Origin of the sequence: Paenibacillus sp. FSL R5-0473 (assembly GCF_038004565.1) — a bacterium.
GTDB lineage: Bacteria > Bacillota > Bacilli > Paenibacillales > Paenibacillaceae > Paenibacillus > Paenibacillus amylolyticus.
The window spans coordinates 5,719,172-5,743,570 of sequence record NZ_JBBORL010000001.1 but is presented as its reverse complement, the minus strand read 5'-3'; the positions used below and the strand labels follow the sequence as shown (position 1 = coordinate 5,743,570).

Here is a 24,399-nt window from a genome sequence, read left to right as displayed (position 1 = left end):
GTGAAGATTTTGGGGGAAATGATAAAAGATTGGTTACAGAATGCGACAGTGAGACGATTTTTGATCCTGCTCTTGTTCTGTTTAATTTTGTTCAGTATGGGGAGTATGCTGCATATGATTCTGCTGTTGTTCCTGGTGACGTATGTCATGAACAGGTTACAGCATTTCATTACAGGTGGTTTAAATCGGTTGTTTCCAATCAATTATAAAGTTGTAGTCATCCTACTCTATATGATTGTGATCGCAGTCATTGTGCTTGGCATTTCCAGATATTCACCACGGATCGTGGATCAGGTCGTTCAGTTGACGAACGAGATTATGAAATTTCTGGATAGTGCAGACGGTGATAATTTTGCGTCCAAAATTGCGGGTTATCTTCAATCCTTCGATATTAAAAATTACACCAATGATGCATTGAAATATATTTTCGCTTTGAGCAAATGGCTGGAGTTTATTCTGCTCGTCATCATTCTGAGTCTGTTCTTCTTGTTGCAGAAGCAGGAGATATCCAAGTTCACGTCCAAGTTCAAAACAAGTAAAATTGGATGGTTCTACAATGAAGTTGCTTATCTGGGAGACAAGTTCGTATCTTCTTTTGGTAAAGTCATTGAGGCACAGCTTCTTATTGCGGTGTTTAATACGGTACTGACGATACTGGGCTTATGGATTCTGGGTTTCCCGTATCTGTTCGCTCTGACCATTCTGGTGTTCATGCTCAGTCTGGTTCCCGTTGCGGGGGTTATCATCTCACTTGTACCGCTCTGTCTGATTGGGTATCAGATGGGTGGACTGAAATTAAGCATTATTGTGATCATCATGATTATTGTTATTCATGCTTTGGAGACGTACTTCCTGAATCCAAAACTGATGGCACACAAGACCAAATTGCCAATGTTCTACACCTTTATCGTACTAATTCTGTCGCAACACTTCCTGGGGATCTGGGGACTGATCATTGGTATTCCGATCTTTGTCTTCCTGCTCGATATTCTGGATGTGAACAAGATGGAGAAGACGGAAGAGCCGGTACGTGTGGAAACGAAGTTATAACGTAGAAAAATCAACTGAGTCAGCCCAATTTCTACAATTTCTGATTTTCATAAAAGTAAGGGAGCCTTCCTGTGGATGGAAGGCTCTTTTTTTGTTGGCAATATCGTCATTAGATAACTTTCTCATGAGAATGGCAGGTGGCGGGGTGCATAAGACGAGTCACCACTCTGAGGGGACGATGTTGATCTTTTATGAATGGAACGAGTGAAGATGCAATATCATGAGTTGAGGCTTCCTCTGTTATGGGGAGGAAGGAATAAAGCGTGCGTTTATAAATGAAGGTAATGAGGATGTATACGTATTCAAAAACGGTGCGTGATGTGGTTCACAACCCCGGCGGAGCAGGAGGTACTAGAGGTCTTCTCGTCTTGACCCAGGCGTATCCTTCAATTATAGTTGGTACGTAGGACTTAAACTATTTTAGATAGATAAAGGTGGCTTGCAGCATGTCTGAGAAAATCTACGTTGGGGTCGATCTCGGCGGAACAGCAATCAAGGTCGGTATATGCGATGAACAAGGTCAGCTAATGCATACGTATGAAGGACCGACTGAAGTGGATAAGGGCGTAGACACGGTCATCGCCAACATCGAGAAGTATGTCCGACATATCGTAGCCGAATCACCTTACAGTTGGGAACAGCTTGAGGGTGTAGGTGCTGGAGTGGCCGGTTTCACGAATGTACGCGAGGGAATTATCGTTCATGCCCCTAACATCGGATTTCGGAATGTGGCCATTCGTTCGATTCTGGAAGAACGTCTGGGCAAGCCAATCAAAATAGATAACGATGCAAACGTGGCTGCACTGGGTGAAGTCTGGGCAGGTGCCGGTAAAGGCGTAGACAACTGCGTATGTTATACACTCGGTACGGGTGTTGGCGGAGGTTTGATCCTGAATGGTAACATTTATCAGGGTTTCTCCGGTATGGCGGGAGAACTGGGTCATATCAGTGTTGTACCTGATCTGGAAGCCATCAAGTGTGGTTGTGGTAAAATGGGATGTGTAGAAACAGTATCGTCTGCAACGGGTATTATCCGTATGGCAAAGGATGCCGTAGAGCGCGGGGATCATACGTTACTGGCACTCGTCGACAAGATTGCAGCCAAAGAAGTATTTGATGCTGCCAAGGCAGGCGATGAAGTGGCACAGCGCATTGTGAATCGTGCGGCCTTTTACCTGGGCAAGTCCATGGCTACTGTAGCAGCTGTCATTAACCCGGAGATGTTCATCATCGGTGGCGGCGTATCCAAAGCGGGCAATTTCTTGTTTGATGAAATCCGTACTGTGTTTGCTAAGCTGACGCCAGAACCGTTGCAAGATGGGGTTCAGATTCTGGAAGCTACACTTGGTAATAATGCAGGTATTGTGGGTGCAGCAGGTCTTCTCTTGCGTTCCTAGTATCCTCGTAACAATATATGAAGACAGCAATATGATAAGGAGGGGACATTTATGCTTGAAGGTGAAGGATCACCAGGCACAGGCGCCACGCTCATTATCATTACGGGCATGTCCGGAGCAGGTAAAACCATTGCAGTACAAAGCCTGGAGGATCTGGGTTTCTTCTGTGTGGATAATCTGCCGCCGGTATTGATTCCAAAATTTGCGGAACTAATTGAACAGTCAAACGGCAAGATTGGTAAGGTTGCATTGGTTATCGATCTGCGCGGGCGTGAATTCTTTACGGCTCTGTCCGAGTCTTTGAACTATATTAAAGATCATTTTACCATTCATTGCGAGATTTTATTCCTGGATGCTACAGATTCTGTACTTGTTCAGCGTTACAAAGAAAGCAGGCGCAGACATCCTCTGGCTCCTGAGGGCATGCCGCTGGATGGCATCCGACTGGAACGCAAGATGTTGGAGGAACTCAAAAACTCTGCGACTCAGGTACTGAATACAAGTACAATGAAGCCTGCTCAACTGAAAGAACGTATCATATCCCGTTTTTCTCATCTCGAGAGCCAAATGCTGTCGGTGAATATTACATCGTTTGGATTCAAGTATGGGATTCCGATTGATGCTGATCTGGTGTTTGATGTACGTTTTTTACCGAATCCACATTATATTGATCATTTGCGACCGAATACGGGACAGAATAGTGATGTGTACGAATATGTTATGAAGTGGCCAGAGACACAGGCGTTTCTGACCAAGCTGCTGGATATGCTGCATTTCCTGATTCCGCAATACCGGAAGGAAGGCAAAAGCCAGGTTATTATTGGAATCGGCTGTACCGGAGGCAAGCATCGTTCGGTAGCAATATCGGAATATTTGGGCAAGATGTTGGGAAGCAGCGAGACAGAAGCTGTTACCGTGAGCCATCGCGACGCTGACCGGGACCGTCATTGAAGAGGGTGAAGGGATGAAAGAGGCCGGACCACGAAGAGAACGTCCGAGAATAGTTGTAATGGGCGGCGGAACCGGATTATCCGTGATGCTGCGCGGTTTGAAAGAGAAGCCGCTGGATATCACGGCCATCGTCACAGTTGCAGATGACGGTGGAAGTTCAGGCATCCTGCGCAATGAGCTACAGATGCCGCCTCCGGGCGACATTCGCAACGTGCTTACGGCACTGGCTGATGTAGAACCATTGCTTTCAGATATGTTGAAGTACCGTTTCAATACAGGCGCGGGGCTTGCAGGCCACAGCTTGGGAAATTTGATTTTGGCTGCAATGACGGATATTTCGGGCGACTTTGTGACCGCAGTGCGGGAGCTTAGCCGCGTGTTTGCCGTTCGAGGTGAGGTATTGCCAGCCGCAGGCCAGGCCGTTGTGTTGCATGCCGAGATGGAAGATGGGACAATTATTACAGGTGAGTCCAAAATCCCTGAGGCGGGTGGACGCATCAAACGTGTTTTCCTTGAACCGGATCACGTGGAGCCGTTGCCAGAGGCAGTAGAGGCCATTCGTCAAGCTGATGCTATTCTGATCGGGCCAGGCAGCCTCTATACAAGCATCCTTCCCAATTTACTCGTACCTAAGCTTGCAGAAGCTGTGGTAGAGGCTGATGCGGTGAAGATGTTTATCTGTAATGTGATGACACAGCCGGGAGAAACAGATAACTATACGGTAAGTGACCACCTTAAGGCGGTACACGAGCATATAGGTCATCAGCTCTTCGACTATGTTATCGTAAATAATGGTGATATTCCGCTGCAAGTGCAAAATAAGTATGCGGAAAAAGGAGCAAAACCGGTTGTACTGGATATGAATGTACTCGAAAGTGCCGGTTATCAGGTGGTTGCAGATACCCTTGTTCTGTTCAAAACCTATCTGCGTCATGATGCTGACAAGTTAAGTCATCACATCTACCAACTGGTACAAAATTGGATGTTACGGAAGAGGTGAAGTCCCATGTCGTTTGCAGCACAGACCAAAAAAGAATTAACCATGATCGAGAGCGAACCGTGCTGCGAAAAGGCGGAACTTTCAGCCCTCATCCGTATGCTTGGTGCAGTGCAGTTATCGAATAAAAAAGTGATCTTGGATATTTCGACGGAGAATGCCGCGATTGCAAGACGGGCATACTCTCTGCTTAAAAAGCATTTTCAAGTGCATACGGAATTACTGGTCCGCAAAAAAATGCGGCTGAAAAAGAACAATGTATATATTGTTCGTATTCCAACCATGGTACAGGAGATTCTCAATAGTCTTCATATTGTATCTGAGGGCTTTCTCTTTACCCCAGGGATCAGTACGGAATTGTTTCAACAAAACTGTTGTAAACGGGCCTATCTTCGCGGTGCATTTCTGGCCGGTGGATCGGTTAATAATCCGGAAGGTTCCTCGTACCATCTGGAGATTGCGTCCATGTATGAAGAGCACTGTCAGGCACTGGTTGACCTGGCCAATGAATTTCATCTGAATGCCCGGTGTATAGAACGGAAAAAAGGATTCATCCTATACATTAAGGAAGGCGAGAAAATCATTGAGCTGCTCAGCATCATTGGTGCTCATCAGGCCTTGTTCAAGTTTGAAGACGTACGGATTATGCGCGACATGCGTAACTCCGTTAATCGGATTGTCAATTGTGAGACCGCCAACCTGAATAAGACCATCGGAGCGGCGGTGAGGCAAATCGATAATATCCGGTTGTTACAAAAGGAAGTTGGTCTGGAATCTTTGCCTGAGAAGCTTCGCGAAGTGGCGGAAGTTCGACTCGCTCATCCGGATATCAACTTGAAGGAAGTTGGCGAGCTCCTTAAAGGTACAGTCAGCAAGTCGGGAGTGAACCATCGGCTTCGTAAAATTGATGAGCTGGCTGAGAAAGTACGCACAGAACGTTATGGTTGAGACGGAGTAGGGTAAAGTAACAAGGTCGGCTGTTTCTGCTGAACAGAAAAGTCGGGAAAGTCAACCGTTAAGGAACTAGGGGACTTACTTAGGTCATTGGATGCGCTGTGCAAAAGATGAAATTAGGGCAAGATAAGGTCCTCCAAAGCACCCTGAGTTTTTTCTTCTAGTGTCCTGCACGGGTTAATGGTATAATGTTGTTTAAATATAATTGTGTATTTAATGTCCAGATTTCATAATAGGGGGTAAGTTTCCATGACAAAGCACCCGGTAGTTGTCCGTTTGAAAACGGGTCTCCATGCCAGACCTGCGGCACTGTTCGTTCAAGAAGCGAATAAGTACTCGTCTGAAGTGTTCGTCGAGAAGGACGACAAAAAAGTTAATGCAAAAAGTATCATGGGGATCATGAGCCTTGCAATTAGCACAGGTACGGAAATCCAGATTAGTGCAGAAGGCGCGGATGCCGAACAGGCTGTAAACGCTTTAGTTAGTCTGGTAAGCAAGGAAGAGCTCGAAAACCAATAAGATATGATCAATCCAATGAAGAAGTCCCGAAAGGGGCTTTTTTGCGTTATTGACGTATTTGCTATCGTCAAGTGCAACATTATGGAATTTGTCCCGTCTGTTAAGGTATCAAATCGTTTAAAGTTTGAGATGTTAACACATAAGGAGGCTATTGTGATGGGTAAACAATGGATGAAACCGTTTGGTGCGGTGCTGGTGGCAAGTACGTTGCTTATTGGAGGAACAGCATGGGTTGCACCAGGTAACTATGCTTACGCTGCAGAGGTTCAGGGTGTACAACAGAATGTGATTAATGTTGTGGGTAAAGGTGAGATTCAGGTGAAGCCTGATATCGCTTATCTGTCCATTGGTGTGAACAGTACTGCAGAGACAGCTGCATCTGCTCAAAAAGCGAATGCTGCCAAAGTTCAAAAGGTATCCAACTTGCTGAAGAATACGTGGAAGATCAGTGCAGACGACATTCAAACGAGTCAGTTCTCTGTACAACCCAACTATACGTATAGCGAAAAAGACGGACAACAAATTAAAGGATATACAGCGCATCATACGCTGACAGTCACATATCGTCAGATGGATAAGATTGGCGAGTTGCTCGATGCTGCTTCGGGTGCGGGTGCCAACAATATTGAAAACGTGCGCTTTACTGTAGAAAATCCGGAAAGTTATGAGTCCCAAGTGATTGAAAAAGCTGTTGCCAATGCAGATGTGAAAGCGGGCGCCATTGCAAAAGCAGTTAAACGTCAACTGGGTGCTGTTCTTTCCGTGAGCCAAGGTGATGCCAATGTGCCTGTATTCTATGCAAGCGAGGCGTTGATGTCCAAAGCACAAGATACAGCAGGTGGCACTGAGATTGAAACAGGCCAGGTTAAAGTAAGCACAATCCTGAATATCACGTATGAAATGAAATAAACAAGAGTGAACTAAGGATTGTAAGCTCAAGTAACCTTTATAAGTGTCATTTGAAGGGTACAACGAAATAATGACAAAGACTTTGTCCTGTGGACAGAGTCTTTTTTTGTTGGAAAAGCAAACTTTGATGAAGTTAGATAGGAGGGAACTTTATTCGAAGCAACATGAAATGTTGTATATTGGTATCTTTTTTGTATAGTTGTTCGTGACAAAAAGGTCATATCCCCATATATTTTCCTACTGATATTCATCAACATTGTAACTCGAGCTGTAAACCTTTCCGAAATCGGGTTAATTATAATAGAGAGGTGAGCGTATGAGATATGCGATCAGGTCAGGATTACATACGCAATGATCCCTAATTGTGAATTCGGAGAGGAGTTTTATATATGACATCATGGAAAAAATGGACAAGTGCATTGCTCGCAGCAGGAATTATTGTAGGTAGCGGTTCGGTGTGGCAGGACAGTTCGGTTCAGGCGGCATCGGTATCCTCGAAAGTGACAACCACAGCTGAGGTGACCCTGAAGTCGGGTGGAAAAACACTGACTCAAAAAGGACTTCTTCAAGGTGGTTCAACTTGGGTATCTCTTACGGCAGTTAAAGATGTGGCAGGTGGAACGCTGAAATATGATGCGAAAACCAAAGAGTACGCTTTGACAGCAGCCAATAACACAATGACGATCAGCCTATTGGATGGCGAGCCGAGTGTTCGAATTAACAACTATTATCCTCAAGTGGACGCAAAGCTGATCAACGGCAGATTATATATCCCATTCTCGGCAATGAGAGATTATCTGGGTGTACAGGGGAATTGGGATAGCAAAACCAAAACGTTGACACTCAGCAAAGTGAAACAAAATAACGTTAAAATTAAAGCGGCAACAGTTAATGTTACTGTAAAAAATGCTGAAGTAGATGTTCAATATCCGCAAGTGAGTGGACTTGCCAGCAAAGAAGCTGAAGCGGCGATCAACAAAGTGTTGAAAGACGAAGTGGATGCGTATGTAGCTGACTTCAAGAAACAGACATCTGAATTCGGCGGTGCAACAGCCAACCGTCCATATGCATTTGAGAGCTCCTATGTAGTGACGTACAACGAAAAAGGCGTGCTGGGACTCATTACACAACGATACGAAGATTATGCTGGCGCTCATGGTATGACGTACCGTACGGGCCACACCTTTGCACTGGACACAGGTAAGGAGCTTACGTTAGATGATGTGCTGCAAAATAACAAAACCATGCGCGAGACGTTGAGTAAAAAAGTGGGTGAACAACTGAAAGCCCGCGGTGGATACCTCGACGGTTATAAAGGGTTAAATAAAGATCAAGATTTCTATGTGACACCAACGGGTGTAGTTGTGTTCTTCCAGTTGTATGAGTATACGGCGTACGCAGAGGGATTCCCTGAAATGCCATTTACGTACAAAGAGCTTCTCCCTAAAGGCACGGAACCTTTCAATAATGTAAATGGAACCAAATAAAGAATCATTATTATGCACTCTTAAGTTTTCTTCCTTATAAAATGAAAAAAGAAGCCCCCATCATAATTATGATGAGGGCTTCTTCTCGTATAGACAACACAATTATATGTTGCTGATTACGTTAGGTGTTGATTATGTTAACGCATAGACCGTGGTCTACGTCACACTTAGATGCCTTGTGATCCTACGTTTTCGATGACTTTATCAATGATACCGTAATCGGCGGCTTCAGCAGCACTCATGAAGTAGTCACGATCTGTATCTTTCTCAATCCGCTCCAGCGGTTGACCTGAACGCTCAGAGATGATGCGGTTCAACGTATCACGCATTTTCAGGATGCGACGAGCACGGATTTCGATGTCAGAAGCCTGACCTTGTGCACCACCAAGTGGTTGGTGAATCATAATTTCACTGTTTGGTAATGCAAAACGTTTACCTTTTGCACCGGCATTCAGCAAGAATGCACCCATGGAAGCCGCCATACCTACACAGATGGTAGATACATCCGGTTTGATGAATTGCATTGTATCGTAAATGGCCATACCGGCTGTAATCGATCCGCCTGGGCTGTTGATGTATAAGTGAATGTCTTTCTCCGGATCTTCCGCAGCCAGGAACAACATCTGTGCCATAATGGCATTAGCCACTACGTCATTAACATCGCTACCAAGGAAAATAATACGATCCTTCAGCAATCTGGAGTAGATGTCGTAGGCGCGCTCACCCCGGTTGCTCTGTTCAACGACCATTGGAATAAAACTCACGTGAAAAACCTCCTTGGAATGTAAATGTTATTGGTGTTTATACTTAAACTGTTACCGTATTACCCACATAATAAACAATTCCAAACAAAAAGTCAAAGAAAGTCAAACTAACTTGCAAAAAAAAGAAACCTTTCCGGTTTCATTGGTTAAATGGGTTATGAGCTGTTAAATAAAAATGGCGCGCCCGCCAAGAATCGAACTTGGATCTCAGGCTTCGGAGGCCTACGTCATATCCATTGGACCACGGGCGCACATTATGTGACAGCAATAATGATTATAGCTCATGGAATATTTAATTGCAAGCAGTTCGTTATGTATGTTGGTTTGGATTGAGCTAAAAATGATCATGATGAAGAAGAGTGGATAAAGAGTGCATTTAAGTAAATGCTATTAGAGGTTTTGGACATGCCGTATGAAATGTGATTCTAAGCGATATGTAGATGGAATTCATTTGTTTCTTCTATATATGGTATGCGTGAGCTAGTCCTAGATCATGGAAGTCTAAGATTGTGAAAATAGGCGCGTACAAACGCTGAATGCGTGTCGAAATAACACGTTGAAACACTTGCATGTCGCGTCAGTTTTAGGTAGAATAGACGTGGGACTTAAAAAGTTAACCCGGGACGTTTTAGGGCCACGAAAGAGAGCTTAGAACGAGAACTTGCGGGAGTGGAAAGCATGCGAACGATTTTAGAAGTACAAAAGCAGCTTCTGCCTGATCTCATGGATATCTTGAAAAAGAGGTATACGATTCTGCAACAGATCATGTTATCGGATGTGATCGGACGGAGAACGTTAGCTAATTCCATGCAGATGACCGAGCGGGTTCTGAGGGCTGAGACCGATCTGTTAAAGGCTCAGGGACTTATTGAAATTGACAGTGCAGGAATGAAGATCAGTGAGGCAGGGTATGATTTGCTGCAGCAGTTAGAGCCCGTAGCCAAAGAGCTGTTCGGATTATCCGAGCTGGAAGAGCGCATCAAGCAAGCCTACGGTCTGCAAAAGGTAGTTGTGGTTCCTGGCGATTCGGACGTTTCTCCATTTGCCAAAAGGGAACTGGGCAGAGCCGGAGCGAAGGCTCTCGGCAATATCATGAGTGACAACGACGTTGTCGCCGTTACTGGCGGTTCAACAACGGCCGAAGTCGCAGAACAACTAAATCCGCCAACATCGCTCAAAGGTGTCTGGTTCGTACCGGCACGCGGTGGACTTGGAGAAAGCCTTGAAATTCAGGCTAATACGATCGCATCCACAATGGCAAAACGGGTAGGGGCGCAATACAAACTCCTGCATGTACCGGATTTGCTCAGTGATCATGCCTATGAATCATTAATCCAGGACCCTAGTGTTCAGGAGATTCTGCAGCTGATCAGGCAATCACGGATTGTTATTCATGGAATTGGTGATGCCGTAGAGATGGCCAAAAGACGCAAACTTGCGACGGAGATTATAGATGAACTTCAGGAGCAAGGGGCCGTATCTGAATCTTTCGGTTATTACTTTAATGATCAGGGTAAGGTGGTACATACCATGCTTACACTGGGTATGCGACTTCAGGATATTGAACGAACCGATGTTGTGATTGGAATTGCAGGTGGCAAAAGCAAAGCTGCTGCTATACATTCCGTGTTACGATTTGGTCAGGAAGATATTCTGATTATTGATGAGGCTGCTGCCGAAGTCATTGTTGCTGAAATGGAATAAGGTTTTACTTTGCATCACAACTATTGTTGTCTTGACGGACTTCACCGTCTGTCTTGAATATATAAGTTTCATAAAAAATTAATCAAAACTTGGGAGGAACTTACTCATGATTAAAGTAGGTATTAACGGTTTTGGACGTATTGGACGCTTGGCATTCCGCCGTATTCAAAATGTAGCAGGCATCGAGGTAGTAGCAATCAACGACTTGACTGACGCTAAAATGCTCGCTCATTTGCTCAAATATGATACAACTCAAGGTCGCTTCGATGGCGATGTTGAAGTACACGATGGCTTCTTCAAAGTGAACGGCAAAGAAGTTAAAGTATTGGCTAACCGTAACCCGGAAGAACTTCCTTGGGGCGACCTGGGCGTAGATATCGTTCTGGAATGTACTGGTTTCTTCACAACTAAAGAAGCAGCTGAGAAACACTTGAAAGGTGGAGCTAAGAAAGTTGTTATCTCCGCACCAGCTACTGGCGACATGAAAACCATCGTTTACAACGTAAACCATGAAATCCTCGACGGTACTGAAACTGTAATCTCCGGTGCATCTTGCACAACAAACTGCCTGGCACCTATGGCAAAAACACTGCAAGACAAATTCGGAATCGTTCAAGGTTTGATGACTACAATTCACGCTTACACTGGCGACCAAAACACGTTGGATGCTCCACACCCTAAAGGTGACTTCCGTCGTGCTCGCGCAGCAGCTGAAAACATCATCCCTAACACAACTGGTGCTGCTAAAGCAATCGGTCTGGTAATCCCAGAACTGCAAGGCATCCTTGATGGTGCAGCTCAACGTGTACCAGTAGCTACTGGTTCCCTGACTGAGCTCGTAACTGTTCTGAACAAAAAAGTAACGGCTGAAGAAGTTAACGCAGCTATGCAAGAAGCTTCCGATCCAGAAACTTTCGGATACACAGAAGACGAAATCGTATCTTCCGATATCCAAGGAATCACTTTCGGTTCCCTGTTTGATGCAACTCAAACTAAAGTTCTGACTGTTGGCGACCAACAATTGGTTAAGACTGTAGCTTGGTATGACAATGAAATGTCCTACACTGCACAATTGGTTCGCACTTTGGAGCACTTTGCAAAAATGATTAAGTAATATCTGTAATAACATAGAGCGGAAACAGATGCTATATTGTTTCCGCTCTTTATATATCTACATTTTGCAAATTTCTCAAAAACACCAGGATTGACGAGGGATTTTAGCTCTTGATTGGTCCACCAAATACATGGGTGCGGAGGAAATACAGATGAACAAAAAAAGTGTACGCGATATCGAATTGACAGGAAAACGGGCTTTTGTCCGTGTAGATTTCAATGTGCCGCTCGAAGATGGTAAAATTACAGATGACAAACGTATTCGTGCAACGCTTCCTACAATCAACTTCTTGATTGAAAAAGGCGCTAAAGTCATTTTGGCAAGCCACATGGGTCGTCCTAACGGCGAAGTGGTTGAATCTTTGCGTTTGACTCCAGCAGCTGAGCGTTTGTCTGAATTGCTTGGTAAAACAGTTGTTAAAGCTGACGGTTCTGTTGGTGACGCTGTTAAAGCTCAAATCGCTGAACTGAACAACGGCGACGTATTGTTGCTTGAAAACGTTCGTTTCCACGCAGGCGAAGAGAAAAACGATCCGGAACTGGCAAAACAATTCGCTGAACTGGCTGACGTTTTCGTTAACGATGCGTTTGGCGCGGCTCACAGAGCACACGCTTCGACTGAAGGAATCGCTCACTTGCTTCCAGCAGTGTCCGGTTTGTTGATGGAGAAAGAACTTGAAGTGTTGGGTAAAGCAATCTCCAACCCTGAGCGTCCTTTCACAGCTATCATTGGTGGATCCAAAGTTAAGGACAAAATCGATGTAATCGACAACCTGCTGAACATTGCAGACAACGTAATCATCGGTGGCGGTCTGACTTACACGTTCTTCAAAGCACAAGGACATGAAATTGGACAATCCTTGCTGGATGATTCCAAACTTGATGTTGCTCTCGGTTTTATCGAAAAAGCGAAAAAATTGGGCAAAAACTTCTACCTGCCGGTAGATATCGTAGTATCTGACGATTTCAGTGCGAAAGCAAACACACAAATCGTTGACATCGATGGTATCCCAGCAGATTGGGAAGGTATCGACATCGGTCCTAAAACACGTGAGATCTATGCTGATGTAATCAAAAACTCCAAATTGGTTGTGTGGAACGGACCAATGGGCGTATTTGAAATCGAGCCATTCTCCCACGGTACTCGTGCAGTAGCGGAAGCTTGCGCTGAGACAGAAGCTTACACTGTAATTGGTGGCGGTGACTCCGCAGCAGCAGCTGAGAAGTTCAAATTGGCTGACAAGATGAACCACATCTCTACAGGTGGCGGTGCATCGCTCGAGTTCATGGAAGGTAAAGTACTTCCAGGCGTAGTGGCATTGAACGACAAGTAAGTTTTAGTAGCCTATAGCATGAAGGAGTTGAAACCCATGAGAACACCGATTATCGCAGGTAACTGGAAAATGTTCAAAACGGTTTCCGAATCCAATGACTTCATTCAGGAAGTTAAAGGAAAAGCGGAAGTTGAAGGCGTGGAAACTGTAATCTGCGCACCGTTTACAAATCTGCCATCCCTGGTAGAAGCTGTTAAAGGCACAAACATCAAAATTGGTGCACAAAATCTTCATTTTGAAGATAACGGTGCATTCACAGGTGAAATCAGCGGCGTGATGCTGAAAGACCTGGGTGTGGATTATGTCATTATTGGTCACTCGGAGCGCCGTCAATATTTTGCGGAAACCGATGAGACTGTCAATAAAAAGTTGCATGCAGCATTCCGTCACGGATTGACTCCAATCTTCTGCCTTGGTGAGACGCTTGAAGAGCGTGAAGCGAACCAAACAAAAGACGTATGCAAAGTGCAAACAGTAGCTGCTTTTGCAGGTCTGTCTGCAGAGCAAGCGGCACAAGTTGTTATCGCTTATGAGCCAATCTGGGCGATTGGTACAGGCAAATCCTCCACTTCCCAAGATGCGAATGAAGTTATTGCTTACATTCGTACGCTGGTGAAGGATCTGTACAACGAGACGGTTGCGAATGCAGTTCGTATTCAATACGGCGGCAGTGTTAAACCAGAGAACGTAACAGAATACCTCGGACAAAGCGACATCGACGGCGCACTTGTTGGCGGTGCCAGCTTGCAGCCGGCTTCGTTCATCGCGCTTGTTGAGGGGGCGAAGTAAGATGACAGCTCCAAAACCTGTAGCACTGATCATCATGGATGGCTTTGGTCTGCGTAACACGGTGGAAGGCAATGCGGTAGCGCAAGCCAAGAAACCGAACTACGACCGTTTCATGAGCCAATTTCCACATACAACGCTCACTGCTTGCGGTGAAGCTGTAGGTTTGCCAGAAGGGCAAATGGGAAATTCCGAGGTAGGTCACCTGAACATTGGTGCCGGCCGGATCGTATACCAGGATTTGACCCGTATCTCCAAATCCATTCGTGACGGCGAGTTCTACGACAATGAAACACTTGTCAAAGCCGTTCGCGAAGCGAAACAAAGCGGCAAAAAACTTCATCTCTACGGCTTGTTGTCTGATGGCGGCGTACATAGTCACATCGACCACCTGTTTGCTATGCTGGATCTGGCCAAAAAAGAAGGAATGAATGATGTATATATTCATGCTTTCATGGATGGCCGTGATGTTATGCCAGACAGTGGTAAAGACTTCATGCAGAAACTGATCGCTAAGATTGAAGAAGTCGGTGTAGGTAAAATCGCAACGGTTCAAGGTCGCTATTACGCGATGGACCGTGACAAACGTTGGGAACGGGTTGAGAAATCATACCGTGCCATCGTTTATGGAGATGGACCAAAATACACTGACCCACTCAAAGCGGTTGAAGAATCGTATGATAAATCCGTATTTGATGAATTCGTTGAACCAACGGTTATCGTTAAAGCGGATGGTGAGCCGGTAGGTTTGGTTGAGAGCGGCGATTCCGTTATCTTCCTCAACTTCCGTCCTGACCGTGCGATCCAGTTGTCGCAAGTATTCACGAACCAGGATTTCCGCGGTTTTGATCGTGGTCCGAAGTTCCCTGTGGGCTTGCACTTTGTATGCTTGACTTTGTTCAGCGAGACGGTTGAAGGTTATGTGGCTTATTCGCCGAAGAACCTCGACAACACCCTGGGTGAAGTTCTGGTACAGAACAATAAAAAACAACTGCGTATTGCAGAAACTGAGAAATACCCGCACGTTACCTTCTTCTTCAGCGGCGGTCGTGATGTGGAGCTTCCGGGCGAAACTCGTGTACTGATCAACTCACCAAAAGTTGCAACGTATGATCTGCAACCAGAGATGAGCGCTTATGAAGTAGCTGACGCATGTGTTCGCGAGATCGAAGCAGACAAACATGACGCCATCATTCTGAACTTTGCTAACCCTGATATGGTTGGACACTCCGGCATGCTGGAGCCTACCATCAAAGCGGTTGAAGTAACAGATGAGTGCATGGGCCGTGTTGTGGATGCAGTACTTGCCAAAGGCGGCGTTGTACTGATCACGGCGGATCATGGTAACGCGGATATGGTGTTCGATGAGAAAGGACGTCCGTTCACAGCTCATACTACGAACCCGGTTCCATTCATCGTTACGGATGCCAATGTAACCTTGCGTGAAGGCGGAATCCTGGCGGATATCGCGCCAACGATCCTTGACCTGATGCAATTGCCTAAACCGGCTGAGATGACAGGTACATCCGTCATCGCTACTCGTAAATAATATAATTTTAATAGGTTGTCGAATAAGACCTAAGTTACACCTTAACGAAGCGGGCAGAACCGATCTGGAGAAGCGAAGCGCTCGCCTTTATCCCCTAATTCTCACCTTTTATAAGGAGTTCAAAGAATTTGGGGATAACAGCGATCGAAGGACGGTACTGCACGCGGAGTGGCTTGGTGAAACATGTTTGTTCTGAACGTATTAAAATAAAATTTCAAATTTAAAGGAGATTATCACAAATGACTATTATTTCTGACGTGTACGCTCGCGAAGTCCTCGACTCCCGCGGTAACCCTACAGTAGAAGTTGAAGTATACCTGGAGTCCGGCGCAATCGGACGCGCAATCGTTCCATCTGGTGCATCCACTGGTGCCCACGAAGCTGTTGAGCTTCGCGATGGTGACAAATCCCGTTACCTCGGTAAAGGCGTTCTGCAAGCTGTTAAAAACGTAAACGAAACAATCGCTCCAGAAGTTATCGGTATGGATGCATTGGATCAACTGGGTATCGACAAATTGATGATCACTTTGGATGGTACGCCAAACAAAGGTAAACTGGGCGCTAACGCAATCCTGGCTGTATCCATGGCAGTAGCTCGCGCAGCTGCTGACGCTCTGGACCTGCCATTGTATGTTTACCTGGGCGGATTCAACGCTAAAGCATTGCCAGTACCAATGATGAACATCATCAACGGTGGTGAGCATGCTGACAACAACATCGACGTTCAAGAGTTCATGGTTCTTCCAGTTGGAGCACCAAGCTTCAAAGAAGCTCTTCGCGTAGGTGCAGAGATCTTCCACAACTTGAAATCCGTATTGAGCTCCAAAGGCTTGAACACAGCTGTAGGTGACGAAGGTGGTTTCGCACCGAACCTTGGTTCGAACGAAGAAGCAATCACTACAATCATCGAAGCAATTGAAAAAGCTGGTTACAAACCAGGCGTTGACGTATTCTTGGGTATGGACGTTGCTTCCACTGAGTTCTACAAAGATGGTAAGTACACACTTGCTGGCGAAGGTAAATCTTACACTTCCGCTGAGTATGTTGACCTTCTGGCTTCATGGGTTGAGAAATACCCAATCATCACAATCGAAGACGGTATGTCCGAAGATGACTGGGATGGTTGGAAATTGCTCACTGAGAAATTGGGAGACAAAGTACAACTCGTTGGTGATGACCTGTTCGTAACAAACACTGAGCGTCTGGGCAGAGGTATCAACGAAGGTATCGGTAACTCCATCCTGATCAAAGTTAACCAAATCGGTACATTGACTGAAACATTTGATGCAATCGAAATGGCTAAACGCGCAGGATACACAGCTGTAATATCTCACCGTTCCGGTGAGTCCGAAGACAGCACTATCGCTGATATCGCTGTTGCAACTAACGCTGGTCAAATCAAAACGGGTGCTCCTTCCCGTACAGACCGTATCGCGAAGTACAACCAATTGCTCCGCATTGAGGATCAACTGGGTGAACTGGCTCAATACAATGGTCTTAAAGGATTCTACAACCTTAAAAAATAAGCTGGATATCCAGCTTTTACGGGCAAGCCGGGTAACCGGCTTGTCTTTTTTATTGCAACGAAGTAATGGTATAACGTAAGGTTCAAGCAAATGGTGAAATTTAGGGCATTGTATAAACTGTACTACTTGTAGTACAACCATAGCTATGTTACAATTAAAGTAACTGTTTTTATGGTGAGATGTATGCCCACATGGGTAGGAGGTGGAAAGAATGGATATTGCTTTGAAATTGCTGCTCGTTGTTTTCTCGATCGGTCTAATCACTGTAGTATTACTGCAGCACGGGAAAAGCGCTGGTTTGGCGGGTGCCATCTCCGGTGGTGCGGAACATCTTTTCGGTAAAACGAAAGCGCGCGGATTGGATCTCTTCCTGCAACGTGCAACGGTGGTACTGGGTGCAGGATTTATGATTTTGTCTATTGTTGTTACGGTGGCTTCCAAGTAAGAATTGGAACTGCTGTTCAATGAATAGCTTAAGCTAATGGCTTAATTGATGAACCTTCGTTTCGTGAAGAAACGGGGGTTTTTTAATAAATTCTTACGCGTCCAAACTTTTCCAAGAATTTAATCTATAGACTCCATGATTTTAGGTCTTCTTCTCACTTCTGTTTGGTTTTCCTTCCTTAACATGCAACACACCCCTATCATGTATGGTATGTCCCTCGCTTATTCGTTACGCGAACTCACTCCCTATAATGAATGTCATGTGTACAGAAAATTTCCGGATGTAGTCCTTTTCCAGATGCGCACAGCACGTGTATCGCATAAAATGTCTGTAGAGATATGTGAAAGCGTGATATTAGAGGAGCGCCCGGCGACCGCGGTTTTTTTGCGTAGTACGGATGGGCCGGATTGAATTCGTGTATACTAGGGTATGAGATAGTATGGTTGCACTACTACACTCTTCACAACAGTGATATTGTATTGCATGAAAATGGTAAGAATTCCGATACATAAAGAGATGAGACTTGCTTACACTTTTATGTTTCCCGAGGTGAATATATTAATGATAACAGAACAACAATTGCTCGACTTCATGCGGGAAACCGCTTATAAACCGATGACTTATCAGGAGTTGGAACAGCACTTCGCTATTGAAGATGCAGCTGATTTCAAAGCCTTTTTGATTATGCTTAATACGCTGGAGGAATCCGGTAAAGTTTTGCTGACCCGTAACAATCGCTATGGCATGCCAGAGCGCATGGATTTGGTACGTGGACGTTTACAGGCTCACGCCAAAGGTTTCGCTTTCCTTATCCCTGAGGATCGGGAGCACCCGGATGTGTACATTCACGCCAATGATATGAAAAGTGCGATGAATGGTGATACGGTATTGGTTAAAGTCACATCTCAAGGACCTTCAGGTGGTCGTTTGGAGGGTGAGATCGTCCGTATTGTTACTCGTGCTGTGACACAAGTCGTTGGTGTGTTCCAGAGCCATGAGGTGTACGGATTTGTCATTCCGGATGATAAACGGATTAATCGCGATATTTTCATCCCACGTACCAACTTTGCTGGGGCGGTTGATGGACAGAAGGTCGTAGCCAAGATCGTCAGCTATCCGGAGGGCCGTGCGGCTGCCGAAGGTGAAGTGATCGAGATTCTCGGTCATAAGGATGAGCCGGGTATTGATATTTTGTCCGTCATTCGCAAGCATCAGTTGCCTGAAGCTTTCCCTGATGAAGTGGTAGAAGAGGCGGAAAAAGCACCCGACTCCATCACGGATGAAGAGATTGTACAACAGGGTCGCCGTGATCTGCGCGGACTTAACATTGTCACGATTGATGGCGAAGATGCCAAGGATCTGGATGATGCTGTAAATGTAGAGAAACTGCCTAACGGGAACTACCGTCTGGGTGTTCATATTGCCGACGTTGGCTATTATGTGCAGGAGAATTCCAAGCTTGATCAGGAAGCCTACAACCGTGGATGCAGTGTGTATCTGGTGGACAGGGTTATTCCGATGCTGCCACAGCGTCTGTCCAACGGGATTTGTAGTTTGAACCCGCAGGTAGACCGCTTGACACTGTCTTGTGAGATGGAGTTTAACGACCAGATGAAGGTTGTAAAACATGACATTTTCACAAGTGTAATCAAAACCAAAGAGCGGATGACGTATTCCAACGTCCGTAAAATCCTTGAAGGTGAAGAGCCGGAATTGCTCGAGCGTTATAAGGATCTGGTAGATGATTTCCATCTGATGAAAGAGATCGCTTTGAAGCTGCGTGCTATGCGTATGCGCCGTGGTGCGGTTGACTTTGATTTTGAAGAATCCAAAATCATTGTGGACGCAGAATGCAAACCGGTAGATATCGTGAAACGGGAGCGTTCGATTGCGGAGCAAATTATTGAGGAATTCATGTTGGCAGCGAACGAAACAGTGGCAGAGCATTTCCACTGGTTGAAGGTTCCTTTCATTTATCGTGTGCACGAAGACCCGGATCAGGAAAAACTGCAAAATTTCCTCGCCTTTGCGGCGAATTTTGGACACCAGGTCAAAGGACGTGGCAATGCGATTCATCCACGGGCGCTTCAATCGTTGCTTGAGGATATTAAAGAAACGAAAGAACAAACTGTGATTAGTACGATGATGCTCCGTTCGATGAAACAGGCGAAGTATGATTCTGAAATGTCGGGTCACTTTGGCCTCGCGGCAGAATTCTATAGTCACTTTACGTCTCCAATTCGTCGTTATCCCGATCTTGTCATTCACCGGGTGATTCGCGAAGTCATTGAAAATAATGGTGCATTGCCGGAGAACCGTCAGGAGTATTTGGCAGCACGTATGTCCGATATTGCGCAGCAGTCTTCTGAACGTGAACGTGTGGCGGTAGAAGCTGAGCGGGATACGGAGAAAATGAAAAAAGCCGAGTACATGCTCGACAAAGTAGGCGAAGAGTTCGAAGGCATGATCAGCAGTGTGACCAGCTTTGGTATGTTCATTGAACTGGAAAACACGGTTGAAGGCCTGATTCGCCTGAGCGCACTCACGGACGACTATTACCATTTTGACGATCAGCATATGGCTCTGATTGGTGAACGTACCTCGAAAGTCTTCCGCATCGGTGATGAAGTGAAGATCCGTGTGGCACGTGTAAGCATGGAAGAGTATACGATTGATTTTGAAATGGTCGATATGAAACCTCGCGGTGAACGTCCTGGCGGCTTCGGTGGCGGACGTGGCGGTAAAGGTGGACGCCCAGCAAGTGGTGGCGGTCGCGGCGGTGCCAAGGGTGGACCGGGTGGTTTCAGCGGTTCACGTGGCGGCAAAGGAGGCTCATCCGCTGCTGGAGCCAGCCGTGGTGGCAGATCAACGGAAGAAAGCAGCAAAGGTGGACGTGGCGGTCGCGGTGGAGCAGCGAGTTCAGGCGCGGGCGCAGGCTCATCTGGTGGCTACGCAGGTAAAGGCAGCGGCAAACCAAAAGGTGAGCGTCGTGCTGGTGATGCTGGAGGATCAACTGGCCGGGGCAAAGGCGCGGTGAGCTTTGGTTTTGGCTCCGGTAAAGGCGGATATAGCTCTACATCGGGTGGATCGGATAGTAATTCAACCGGTGGACAAGGAAGTGACCTGAACAGCGGCAGCGGTCGCGGTGAAGGAAGCTTTAAGTCCGGCAAGGGCGGCAATAAAGGTGGCAAAGGCGGAAGTGGACGCAAAAACACTTCGCCAAGCGGCGTATTTATTGGAGAGAATGCAACTCCTGGTGGCGCTCAGGAAGGCGGAGCACCACGACGCAAGCGGAAGAAGAGCAAAGGTGCAGCTGGTAACGGCACGGCAGCTTTTGTACGGAAAAAGAAAAAATAAAGCTAACGTAACTTTGGAGAGATGGATTACAATTGGTTCCTCCGGTTAAGTGTTAGAGAAATAGTCACTTCAGCCGGTGTGTTGTTTCGCATTGTCTGAAAGTGGTGTAATGAGGAGGGGCGGCAGAGGTCGCCTCTTTTCTTGATTTTAACAGCCGTACTTGCTACAATTAGGGTCTGGCACGTGGTACCTTGGTGCAACATTGGGTGCGCTGCTATAGAGCATGGTACCGGCTTATTTTACGGAGAAGGAGTGAGGACATGGGTAAGAATGATGGACAGAGTAAAGTGCTCGCACAGAATAAAAAGGCTTCCCATGACTACTTCATTGAAGATACGTATGAAGCGGGCATGGTGCTTACCGGAACGGAGATCAAATCTCTTCGTAACGGCCGTGCGAATATTGGTGATGCATTTGCCACGATTCGGAACGGTGAGATTCATATTCACAATATGCATATTAGTCCTTTTGAACAAGGGAACCGAAATAATCCGCTTGATCCAACACGTACGCGCAAGTTGTTGATGCATAAAGTGCAGATTCACAAGCTGCTCGGGCTGTCGAAACAGGATGGGTACAGCATTGTTCCGCTGAAAATCTATATCCGCAATGGTTATGCAAAGCTTTTGCTCGGACTGGGTAAAGGTAAGAAGCAGTATGATAAACGTGAAACTGCCGCGAAGCGCGATGCACAACGTGATATCCAACGGGTACTGCGCGAGAAGCAGAAGGTTGCGCGTTAAGTGGAGCGCTGGGCGGCTTTACTTTAGGTGTATAAGTTAGTTTTTGTGATGAAGCTTTGATGTATGAGTTAAGGAGTCTCAAGGTTTGTCCTGCAATGGGCAAGCTTGGGGCTTTTTTATTTTTAGTGGAGAGGGGATGTGATGCGAATAGCTCAAGTGTACTATTTGGTGATTTCCTTTGATAGTTGAAGGGAAATTGGTAGGAGCATGGAGCTTGGCGCTTGGCGCGTTGATGAATCTAAATTTTTAACCTTTGCGTAGTTTGCCTGAAACGTGGGTAAAATACTTAGGTGCAGTTGTTCGTGATCCGATCTGGGAAACTTTACTTCCGATTAGTGACGCGGTATAATATGTAGACGATTGAGCTTGTTGTATTGGATAACCTTGTACACATGCTCAGCCTGCTGGAATGTCTTCCAGCAATCTGTACTATTTCGGTGATGTGTCCTGTGTTATGATTACTCATATAGCAGACAGGAATGCCGAGTTTGAAAGAAGCATCTTTTTACCTTGGAGGAAAAAGATGTGTAGCACCTTTGCTCCGTATTCACGGATTAATCCTGGAGCCCTTCTTCATTGAGGGGGCGTTTATGGATTCGACGGGGATAGTTCGAGCATGGGTAGCGGGTAGTGGGGACGCGTCCGCTTTATCAACGCTAAAGCCTATTAAACGGCAAACAACAAACAAACTACGCTTTCGCAGCCTAAGAAACTGTGTGCGTGCTTCTACCCTGCATCGCCCATGTGACAGGGATAGGGGCTAACTAGTAGTGGGATACGCTGTCACATCTCCGCCTGGGGTGTGCTGAAGAAGACAATCAGGCTGACCCAACGTATAGCCGGTTACGGGGCGATACTCGGGTGACATCAAAACTGTGACTACACCCGTAGAAGCTTATGTGCCGTTATCTTCGGACAGGGGTTCGACTCCCCTCGCCTCCATTAGTAGTATCAGTGACAGCCACCATTTGGTGGCTGTTTTTGTATATCAATCTATTATTCTGGTAATACTAATTACTATATTAATAGATTTGGAGTGAGGACATTGACCTTAATGACTATTAAGAAGGAAAACCATATTCACATTTCAGATTATAAGAATTTAGTTAGAGAAATAGTCAGGGGAGGATCGTTGTTTTCGTTATTCAAATTTCAAACTGAAATGATACGAAAGTTAACTGCTGATAATGGAGCAGACTTCACACAGCAGAGAATTGTTGACTTTTTGAGTATATTAAAAGAAGTAGCTGATGATTGCTTGTTATGCAATAAGTGCAATCAAACATATAAATTTAGGATTTGTACCGGACTAAGTTATAAAAAAGACAATGCAATTGAGTTAATTTGTGAAGGGTGTGGCGATTGTTACACTCATTCTGAGGAGCGAAGTCATTTCACCTATTTTAACTTTGAAGCATGGAGAGAAGTAGATAATTTAAGGAAGCGATCTAGGGATTCACTATAAGGTATCGACTTAGTAGTTTACCTGAGAGGGCACTTCTTTTTATAAACGATAATAAAGAGATACGCCCTGAAATATGGATTAATGGCCATCGAGTTTTTCAAGCAGAGGAAGTGAAAAATTACTGGGATTACTCAAAAGAGCTAATTAAAAAATGGAAAAAGAATGAGGAAATACAAGCGAAATTTACACGAAAAGAGAATGGAACGATATATGAATTAGATGAAAGAAAAAATGGATAACTATTTAGCTATATAACACCATCAATCGGTGTTCTGATTGGTGGTATTCAGTCTGTGCTATAATAGGGATAATTTAAACTGGAGGGGGACTGAGAATGTTTACAAATCGAGAACAGCTCCAAGAAATTTTAAATAAAGCAAATCAACATGCACGGAAACAAGCTAAAGAATCAGGTGCCTCTATATATTATATAAAGAATAACAAACGCGTTCGTGAAGATGCTGAAGGAAATAAGTTTGAAATTATATTTGATGTTACTGGGAAACGCCAGGAGTTTGAGTATCATGAGTGAAATCAGACCAGTCATGACGGTATTTGCTGGAACCAATGGAGCAGGGAAAAGTACACTCAGTATGCAAATGAGAGGGTGGCTTGGTGAACTGGTTGATCCGGATCAAATTGCAAGAGAGTTGAAGCCAGAGAATCCGCGCAGTGCTGACCTGTCTGCTGGCAGGGAAGCTGTGAAAAGAATCCGATCTCTCATTAAAAGTGGTGTAAACTTCGCTATTGAAACGACATTGTCCGGATCATTTGTTTTAAAACATATGGAAATTGCAAAAGAAAACAGTTACGAAATTGTCGTATACTATATCGGCCTTGAGGATGTGCAAATGCATATAGATCGTGTTGCCTCTCGTGTTGAACAAGGTGGACATTGGATTGCAGAAGAAGACATTCGTTATCGATATGGTCAGTCTTTGAAGAACCTTAAACCGGCTCTATCTATCGCAGATCGGGTTATCATCATTGATAATACATACGAGCCTTTAATTGTTGCTGAAATCATACAGGGTGATTTGATCTATTGTGTTGAGTCCATACCTGCTTGGGCTAATCCTGTTCTTGTGGGTTACTGATACACGGGACATCACAACAGTGACTATACCCGTAGAAGCTTTTGTTCCGTTATCTTCGGACATGGGTTCGATACCCCCTCACCTCCATTAGAGTAAGCAAAATCCACCAACCATTGTTCTGGTTGGTGGATTTTTATTTTATGATATAATAACCTAAATTATATAAATGGAGGGAATCGAGGTATATGTAGGTCGAAAAGCTTTAAGAAAGTATATCAGGTACATTTAGGTTCTGAAACGTATATAGGTATC

General features: G+C 45.3%; 21 protein-coding genes, 1 tRNA gene and 1 other RNA gene. 21 read left to right on the top strand and 2 right to left on the bottom strand.

Going from position 1 to position 24,399, the window contains the following annotated elements; genetic code table 11:
- Positions 1-18 precede the first annotated feature (18 nt).
- The 8 genes from MKY28_RS25260 to MKY28_RS25225 all read left to right on the top strand — a co-directional run bounded on the left by MKY28_RS25260 (position 19) and on the right by MKY28_RS25225 (position 8,264).
- Positions 19-1,050 (top strand): AI-2E family transporter, encoded by a 1,032-nt coding sequence (locus tag MKY28_RS25260; RefSeq protein ID WP_036616412.1) that lies wholly within the window; start codon positions 19-21, stop codon positions 1,048-1,050.
- 446 nt (positions 1,051-1,496) lie between these two features.
- A complete protein-coding gene (locus MKY28_RS25255; protein WP_340937344.1) occupies positions 1,497-2,447 on the top strand; it encodes an ROK family glucokinase in 951 nt (316 codons plus the stop codon).
- Between the two features lie 51 nt (positions 2,448-2,498).
- Positions 2,499-3,398 (top strand): RNase adapter RapZ, encoded by a 900-nt coding sequence (gene rapZ / locus MKY28_RS25250; protein WP_017691251.1) that lies wholly within the window; start codon positions 2,499-2,501, stop codon positions 3,396-3,398.
- Between the two features lie 13 nt (positions 3,399-3,411).
- A complete protein-coding gene (locus tag MKY28_RS25245; protein ID WP_017691250.1) occupies positions 3,412-4,398 on the top strand; it encodes a gluconeogenesis factor YvcK family protein in 987 nt (328 codons plus the stop codon).
- A gap of 6 nt (positions 4,399-4,404) precedes the next feature.
- Positions 4,405-5,343 carry a DNA-binding protein WhiA gene (whiA, locus tag MKY28_RS25240; RefSeq protein ID WP_036616210.1) on the top strand — a complete coding sequence of 313 codons (939 nt, stop codon included), beginning with the start codon at positions 4,405-4,407 and terminating at the stop codon, positions 5,341-5,343.
- A 255-nt stretch (positions 5,344-5,598) separates the two neighbouring features.
- Complete coding sequence (locus MKY28_RS25235) at positions 5,599-5,868, top strand: HPr family phosphocarrier protein (RefSeq protein WP_017691248.1); 270 nt, start codon at positions 5,599-5,601, stop codon at positions 5,866-5,868.
- A gap of 156 nt (positions 5,869-6,024) precedes the next feature.
- A complete protein-coding gene (locus MKY28_RS25230; protein WP_051447418.1) occupies positions 6,025-6,777 on the top strand; it encodes an SIMPL domain-containing protein in 753 nt (250 codons plus the stop codon).
- Between the two features lie 389 nt (positions 6,778-7,166).
- A complete protein-coding gene (locus MKY28_RS25225) occupies positions 7,167-8,264 on the top strand; it encodes a stalk domain-containing protein (RefSeq protein ID WP_036616213.1) in 1,098 nt (365 codons plus the stop codon).
- 167 nt (positions 8,265-8,431) lie between these two features.
- Here MKY28_RS25225 and clpP read toward each other — a convergent pair whose 3' ends face one another.
- Both clpP and MKY28_RS25215 read right to left on the bottom strand, forming a co-directional pair.
- Positions 8,432-9,028: an ATP-dependent Clp endopeptidase proteolytic subunit ClpP gene (gene clpP / locus MKY28_RS25220; RefSeq protein ID WP_017691245.1), complete on the bottom strand. Its 597-nt coding sequence runs from the start codon at positions 9,026-9,028 to the stop codon at positions 8,432-8,434.
- 176 nt (positions 9,029-9,204) lie between these two features.
- Positions 9,205-9,279 (bottom strand) — tRNA-Arg (locus MKY28_RS25215).
- A 427-nt stretch (positions 9,280-9,706) separates the two neighbouring features.
- Here MKY28_RS25215 and MKY28_RS25210 point away from each other — a divergent pair.
- The 13 genes from MKY28_RS25210 (at position 9,707) to MKY28_RS25150 (ending at position 24,147) form a co-directional block, all read left to right on the top strand.
- Complete coding sequence (locus MKY28_RS25210; protein WP_036616216.1) at positions 9,707-10,732, top strand: sugar-binding transcriptional regulator; 1,026 nt, start codon at positions 9,707-9,709, stop codon at positions 10,730-10,732.
- 106 nt (positions 10,733-10,838) lie between these two features.
- The gene (gene gap / locus MKY28_RS25205) at positions 10,839-11,846 is read left to right on the top strand and encodes a type I glyceraldehyde-3-phosphate dehydrogenase (protein ID WP_017691243.1); all 1,008 of its coding nucleotides are present in this window, start codon (positions 10,839-10,841) and stop codon (positions 11,844-11,846) included.
- A gap of 151 nt (positions 11,847-11,997) precedes the next feature.
- A complete protein-coding gene (locus MKY28_RS25200) occupies positions 11,998-13,179 on the top strand; it encodes a phosphoglycerate kinase (RefSeq protein ID WP_036616219.1) in 1,182 nt (393 codons plus the stop codon).
- 36 nt (positions 13,180-13,215) lie between these two features.
- A complete protein-coding gene (tpiA, locus tag MKY28_RS25195; protein ID WP_036616221.1) occupies positions 13,216-13,968 on the top strand; it encodes a triose-phosphate isomerase in 753 nt (250 codons plus the stop codon).
- Between the two features lies 1 nt (position 13,969).
- On the top strand, positions 13,970-15,514 hold the full coding sequence (gpmI, locus tag MKY28_RS25190; protein WP_340937343.1) for a 2,3-bisphosphoglycerate-independent phosphoglycerate mutase: 1,545 nt from the start codon (positions 13,970-13,972) through the stop codon (positions 15,512-15,514).
- A 239-nt stretch (positions 15,515-15,753) separates the two neighbouring features.
- A complete protein-coding gene (eno, locus tag MKY28_RS25185) occupies positions 15,754-17,040 on the top strand; it encodes a phosphopyruvate hydratase (protein WP_036616228.1) in 1,287 nt (428 codons plus the stop codon).
- A gap of 211 nt (positions 17,041-17,251) precedes the next feature.
- The gene (gene secG, locus MKY28_RS25180; RefSeq protein ID WP_017691238.1) at positions 17,252-17,485 is read left to right on the top strand and encodes a preprotein translocase subunit SecG; all 234 of its coding nucleotides are present in this window, start codon (positions 17,252-17,254) and stop codon (positions 17,483-17,485) included.
- Between the two features lie 561 nt (positions 17,486-18,046).
- Complete coding sequence (gene rnr / locus MKY28_RS25175; RefSeq protein WP_340937342.1) at positions 18,047-20,842, top strand: ribonuclease R; 2,796 nt, start codon at positions 18,047-18,049, stop codon at positions 20,840-20,842.
- A gap of 260 nt (positions 20,843-21,102) precedes the next feature.
- Complete coding sequence (smpB, locus tag MKY28_RS25170) at positions 21,103-21,585, top strand: SsrA-binding protein SmpB (protein WP_036674736.1); 483 nt, start codon at positions 21,103-21,105, stop codon at positions 21,583-21,585.
- 580 nt (positions 21,586-22,165) lie between these two features.
- Positions 22,166-22,530: a transfer-messenger RNA gene (gene ssrA / locus MKY28_RS25165) on the top strand.
- A 109-nt stretch (positions 22,531-22,639) separates the two neighbouring features.
- Entirely contained in the window at positions 22,640-23,050 is a 411-nt protein-coding gene (locus MKY28_RS25160; protein ID WP_340937341.1) for a hypothetical protein, read from the top strand.
- A 334-nt stretch (positions 23,051-23,384) separates the two neighbouring features.
- Positions 23,385-23,582 carry a hypothetical protein gene (locus MKY28_RS25155; RefSeq protein WP_340937340.1) on the top strand — a complete coding sequence of 66 codons (198 nt, stop codon included), beginning with the start codon at positions 23,385-23,387 and terminating at the stop codon, positions 23,580-23,582.
- Entirely contained in the window at positions 23,575-24,147 is a 573-nt protein-coding gene (locus tag MKY28_RS25150; RefSeq protein ID WP_340937339.1) for a zeta toxin family protein, read from the top strand. The genes MKY28_RS25155 and MKY28_RS25150 overlap by 8 nt, the downstream gene beginning before the upstream one ends.
- Positions 24,148-24,399: the final 252 nt, after the last annotated feature.

Coding starts and splice junctions, on each gene's coding strand:
- MKY28_RS25260 (WP_036616412.1), top strand. CDS start 19: ATGATAAAAGATTGGTTACAGAATGCGACAGTGAGACGATTTTTGATC.
- MKY28_RS25255 (WP_340937344.1), top strand. CDS start 1,497: ATGTCTGAGAAAATCTACGTTGGGGTCGATCTCGGCGGAACAGCAATC.
- rapZ (WP_017691251.1), top strand. CDS start 2,499: ATGCTTGAAGGTGAAGGATCACCAGGCACAGGCGCCACGCTCATTATC.
- MKY28_RS25245 (WP_017691250.1), top strand. CDS start 3,412: ATGAAAGAGGCCGGACCACGAAGAGAACGTCCGAGAATAGTTGTAATG.
- whiA (WP_036616210.1), top strand. CDS start 4,405: ATGTCGTTTGCAGCACAGACCAAAAAAGAATTAACCATGATCGAGAGC.
- MKY28_RS25235 (WP_017691248.1), top strand. CDS start 5,599: ATGACAAAGCACCCGGTAGTTGTCCGTTTGAAAACGGGTCTCCATGCC.
- MKY28_RS25230 (WP_051447418.1), top strand. CDS start 6,025: ATGGGTAAACAATGGATGAAACCGTTTGGTGCGGTGCTGGTGGCAAGT.
- MKY28_RS25225 (WP_036616213.1), top strand. CDS start 7,167: ATGACATCATGGAAAAAATGGACAAGTGCATTGCTCGCAGCAGGAATT.
- MKY28_RS25210 (WP_036616216.1), top strand. CDS start 9,707: ATGCGAACGATTTTAGAAGTACAAAAGCAGCTTCTGCCTGATCTCATG.
- gap (WP_017691243.1), top strand. CDS start 10,839: ATGATTAAAGTAGGTATTAACGGTTTTGGACGTATTGGACGCTTGGCA.
- MKY28_RS25200 (WP_036616219.1), top strand. CDS start 11,998: ATGAACAAAAAAAGTGTACGCGATATCGAATTGACAGGAAAACGGGCT.
- tpiA (WP_036616221.1), top strand. CDS start 13,216: ATGAGAACACCGATTATCGCAGGTAACTGGAAAATGTTCAAAACGGTT.
- gpmI (WP_340937343.1), top strand. CDS start 13,970: ATGACAGCTCCAAAACCTGTAGCACTGATCATCATGGATGGCTTTGGT.
- eno (WP_036616228.1), top strand. CDS start 15,754: ATGACTATTATTTCTGACGTGTACGCTCGCGAAGTCCTCGACTCCCGC.
- secG (WP_017691238.1), top strand. CDS start 17,252: ATGGATATTGCTTTGAAATTGCTGCTCGTTGTTTTCTCGATCGGTCTA.
- rnr (WP_340937342.1), top strand. CDS start 18,047: ATGATAACAGAACAACAATTGCTCGACTTCATGCGGGAAACCGCTTAT.
- smpB (WP_036674736.1), top strand. CDS start 21,103: ATGGGTAAGAATGATGGACAGAGTAAAGTGCTCGCACAGAATAAAAAG.
- MKY28_RS25160 (WP_340937341.1), top strand. CDS start 22,640: ATGACTATTAAGAAGGAAAACCATATTCACATTTCAGATTATAAGAAT.
- MKY28_RS25155 (WP_340937340.1), top strand. CDS start 23,385: ATGTTTACAAATCGAGAACAGCTCCAAGAAATTTTAAATAAAGCAAAT.
- MKY28_RS25150 (WP_340937339.1), top strand. CDS start 23,575: ATGAGTGAAATCAGACCAGTCATGACGGTATTTGCTGGAACCAATGGA.